The sequence below is a fragment of the Flavobacterium sp. genome, from assembly GCF_046317795.1.
Classification (GTDB): Bacteria; Bacteroidota; Bacteroidia; order Flavobacteriales; family Flavobacteriaceae; genus Flavobacterium.
Genome location: NZ_JBKCVI010000213.1, coordinates 1 through 3772, shown reverse-complemented (window position 1 = coordinate 3772; position 3772 = coordinate 1). Strand labels below are relative to the sequence as shown.

Annotated in this window: 4 protein-coding genes; all 4 read right to left on the bottom strand. The window is 32.0% G+C overall.

The features are described from left to right. Positions 1-257 (bottom strand): hypothetical protein (locus ACK5ON_RS12550; protein WP_409823073.1); only part of this gene is annotated, 257 nt, incomplete at its 3' end. Positions 258-361: 104 nt separating this feature from the next. Then, complete coding sequence (gene feoB / locus ACK5ON_RS12545) at positions 362-2467, bottom strand: ferrous iron transport protein B (RefSeq protein WP_409823070.1); 2106 nt, start codon at positions 2465-2467, stop codon at positions 362-364. A gap of 6 nt (positions 2468-2473) precedes the next feature. Next, positions 2474-2710, bottom strand: coding sequence for a ferrous iron transport protein A (locus ACK5ON_RS12540; RefSeq protein ID WP_396174353.1), 237 nt, complete (start codon positions 2708-2710; stop codon positions 2474-2476). Positions 2711-2784: 74 nt separating this feature from the next. After that, positions 2785-3459 carry an SCO family protein gene (locus ACK5ON_RS12535; protein ID WP_409823067.1) on the bottom strand — a complete coding sequence of 225 codons (675 nt, stop codon included), beginning with the start codon at positions 3457-3459 and terminating at the stop codon, positions 2785-2787. Positions 3460-3772 lie beyond the last annotated feature (313 nt).

Below are 3772 nucleotides of genomic sequence, written 5' to 3'. Positions count from 1 at the left end.
GGAATTCTGGCAAAAATTTCTCTGGCATTATTAGTGGTGAAATTCCCATTTATATTGGAAAGTTTCAAAACCTCATTTTTTTTACCTGAAAAAAGAACATTTTCTTTTATTTCAGGCATTCTTTCTGGGCTTTGTTGTTTTGGTGTAAGAATTACTGGAGCCAACCTTTTTATTGTATCATTATAAGCTAAGTCGTTTTCTTGAGCTTGAGATAGGAAACAAAAAGTAAGTAACAGCAATGCAAATATATTCTTCATTTTTATTTAGATTAATTCTACATTGCAAAAATACTCTTTATTTTTATTTAGACAAATTATAAATAAAGAATTTTCAGAAAAAATTAAAATAAATTAAAAAGTGATTATTTGAAGATTTGATATGCAATAAAGGCAACAAAATAAGCCAAACCACTCATAAAGATTAATTGAGCTATTGGCCATTTCCAGGTGTTAGTTTCTTTCTTGGTCACTGCCAAAGTACTTGCGCATTGCATCGCAAAAGCATAAAATAACAATAACGAAATACCCGAAGCAAAGTTGAATATTTTTTCCCCAGTTTCAGGATTGACTTCTGCTTTCATTTTGTTTTTTATGGTGTTTGCATTATCACTTTCGCCAACGCTATAAATTGTGGCTAATGTTCCAACAAACACTTCACGTGCGGCAAAAGAACTTAGCACCGCTATTCCAATTTTCCAGTCATACCCCAGAGGTTGTATAACCGGTTCAATAGTTTTTCCTAAAATGCCTATGTAGGATTGTTCCAATTTATAAGAATCGATTTCACTTTGCAAATGTGTTGGATGAAGTTTTTGATTTGCTTTTTGATGCTTTTCGGTTACTATTTTTTCAGCATTATCAAAAGCAGAACTGGGACCATTTGATGCTAAAAACCAAAGAATTACTGAGATTGCCAAAATAATTTTTCCTGCACCAAAAACAAAGGATTTTGTTTTTTCAATAACATTAATGGCCACGTTTTTAAATAGCGGTAATTTATAGTTGGGCATTTCCACTACAAAATAGGTTTTGCCTTTTATTTTTAAGATTTTATTCAATAAATAGGCAGAAAAAATTGCCGAACCAAAACCTAAAAGATACAAAAACATCAAGGTTAATCCCTGCATGTTTAATACGCCAAATAATCGTTCGTCAGGAATTACTAGTCCGATGATTATAGCGTAAACGGGAAGGCGAGCAGAACAAGTTGTAAAGGGAGTTACCAAAATGGTGATTAATCGTTCTTTCCAGTTTTCGATATTTCGTGTTGCCATAATGGCTGGAATAGCACAAGCAGTTCCCGAAATTAAAGGCACAACACTTTTTCCTGACAGCCCAAATTTTCGCATAATTTTATCCATCAAAAAAACGACACGGCTCATATAACCACTTTCTTCGAGTATGGAAATGAATAGAAATAGAAAGGCAATCTGTGGAATGAAAATAAGAATTCCACCAATGCCGGGAATGATACCTTGTGAAATTAAATTGGTTAATACGCCAGCCGGAAGCATTTCATTGGCAACTGAACTCAAAGCTGCAAAAGTGCTGTCAATATAATCCATTGGAATTTTTGACCATTCGAAAATGGATTGAAAAATCACAAATAAAATCACAAAAAAGATAACATATCCCCAAATTTTATGAGTTAACACTCGGTCGAGTTTGCTTCTAAAATCTTTGGCTTTAGAGGTGTCTATTTTTTGCCCCACCTTCAAAACATCGTTAATAAATTGGTACCTTTTGATGGTTTCTTTTTGTTGCAATCGCTTCAAATCGGAATGTGATTTTGTAAAAGAACTTCGAATTTCATTTCGCTCCAAATTCAAAAAATTCACATCTTGAGTAATCACCAACCACAATTTATACAATAATTGATTGGGGAAAGTAGTGCGAAGTTTATTGAAATACTCAACATCAATATTGGATGCATTCAAGCACGGTTCTGTAGAAATCGATTTGTAATTGACAATAAGATTTTTTAATTCAGAAATCCCCAAACTTTTCCGAGAACTAATTAAGGCAATTTTGGTTTTTAGATGTTCTTCAAGATAAGGAATATCAAGCGAAATACCTTTGTAATCCATTCTGTCGGACATGTTTATAACGAGAATTGTTGGTATTTCTAAATCTTTTATTTGGGTGAAAAGAAGTAAATTTCGCTTTAAATTTTCAACATCGGTTATCAAAAGTACCACATCAGGAAATAACTTATCGTTTTTATTGAGCAACAATTCAATAACCACATTTTCATCAATAGAACTGGCATTTAAACTATAAGTACCTGGTAAATCGAGAATATTGGCTTTAAAATTATTTGGTAATTTGCAAAAACCAATCTTTTTTTCAACGGTAATTCCGGGATAATTTCCAACCTGTTGGTTCAGTCCTGTCAATTGATTAAAAACTGAAGTTTTCCCAGTATTTGGATTTCCAATTAAAGCAACATTAATATTTTGGAGGCTCATTTTAGACTATTTTGCAATCAGTTCAACTTCGATTTCATGAGCAGTTTCCATTCTAATCGCCAAATGCGACCCATTGTTTACGTTCAAATAAATAGGATCGCCAAAAGGAGCAATTTGAATTACCTCTAGTTCGTTTCCAGGTAAACATCCCATTTCTAAGAGCTTCATGGGAATTTTATCCAAATCAACATGAGTTATTATTGCTTTTTCTCCTATTTTTAGTAAATCAACGGTGGTTCCCAATACTTATTTAGATTGAATTAAGATTACAAAAGTAAGCATAAAATAAGAATTGAAGATGATGAATATCAGTTTAACTACTTTTTATCGTTTTCGCACAGCCAATTGATATCATCAATAAGCTTATTAATGTCTTCTTTCTTGGTACCATCATAAAAACCACGAACTCTTTTTTGAGCATCTACTAAAACGAAATTCTCCGTGTGAACCATATCATATAATTCGGAAGGTTTTCCTAGTTTCACAGCTAAATAAGACTTTCTGGCCATGCTGTAAATTTCTTTTTTATCGCCCGTTACCAAATTCCATTTGGAATCTACAACACCTTTTTCAATAGCGTATTTCTTTAAAACGGAAACGCTATCAATTTCGGGAGTAACAGTATGTGAAAGTAACATCACTTTAGGATTGTTTAAAAATGCCTTTTGAATATCAATCATATTGGTGGTCATAATAGGGCAAATAGTGCCACAAGTGGTAAAGAAAAAATCGGCAACATATATTTTGCCTTCATAGTCTTTTTGAGTTATTGTTTTCCCGTTTTGATTTACAAAAGAGAAGTGAGCAATTTTATGTTCTCGAGCAATATATTGTACTGTACTATCAACCAATTCAGGATTGACATCAGCAGGATTGTATATAGGCAATGTTTTACTGGGTTTTAAAACATTGTAAAACAACGAAACCGTTATGATGGAAAAAATCAAAAAAGTTCCAAGTAAAATTCTGTATTTTTTTATAAAATCTAGCATTCTTTTTTTTGACAAAAATACAAAAGCTATTCCTTTTTTGTAGCATTTATAGCGTAATCAAAACTTATATTATTGTTAAAAACACGTTTATTATATTTTAATAGATAAATTTGTGAAAACTAACAAAATACCAAACAATTATGAAGTTAACTTTTATTTCTAAAACACTGCTTGTGGCATTTGTATTCGTTGGAATTTCCAATGGTAATGCACAGCAAAAAACACCAGGAATTGACACTTCTTTAATGGACAAATCGGTAAGTCCAAAAGATGATTTCTTTAAATTCGTAAATGGAACATGGTTGAAAAACAC

Excerpts from the sequence above, each read along its gene's own strand:
- feoB (WP_409823070.1), bottom strand. The coding sequence starts at position 2,467 with ATGAGCCTCCAAAATATTAATGTTGCTTTAATTGGAAATCCAAATACT.
- ACK5ON_RS12535 (WP_409823067.1), bottom strand. The coding sequence starts at position 3,459 with ATGCTAGATTTTATAAAAAAATACAGAATTTTACTTGGAACTTTTTTG.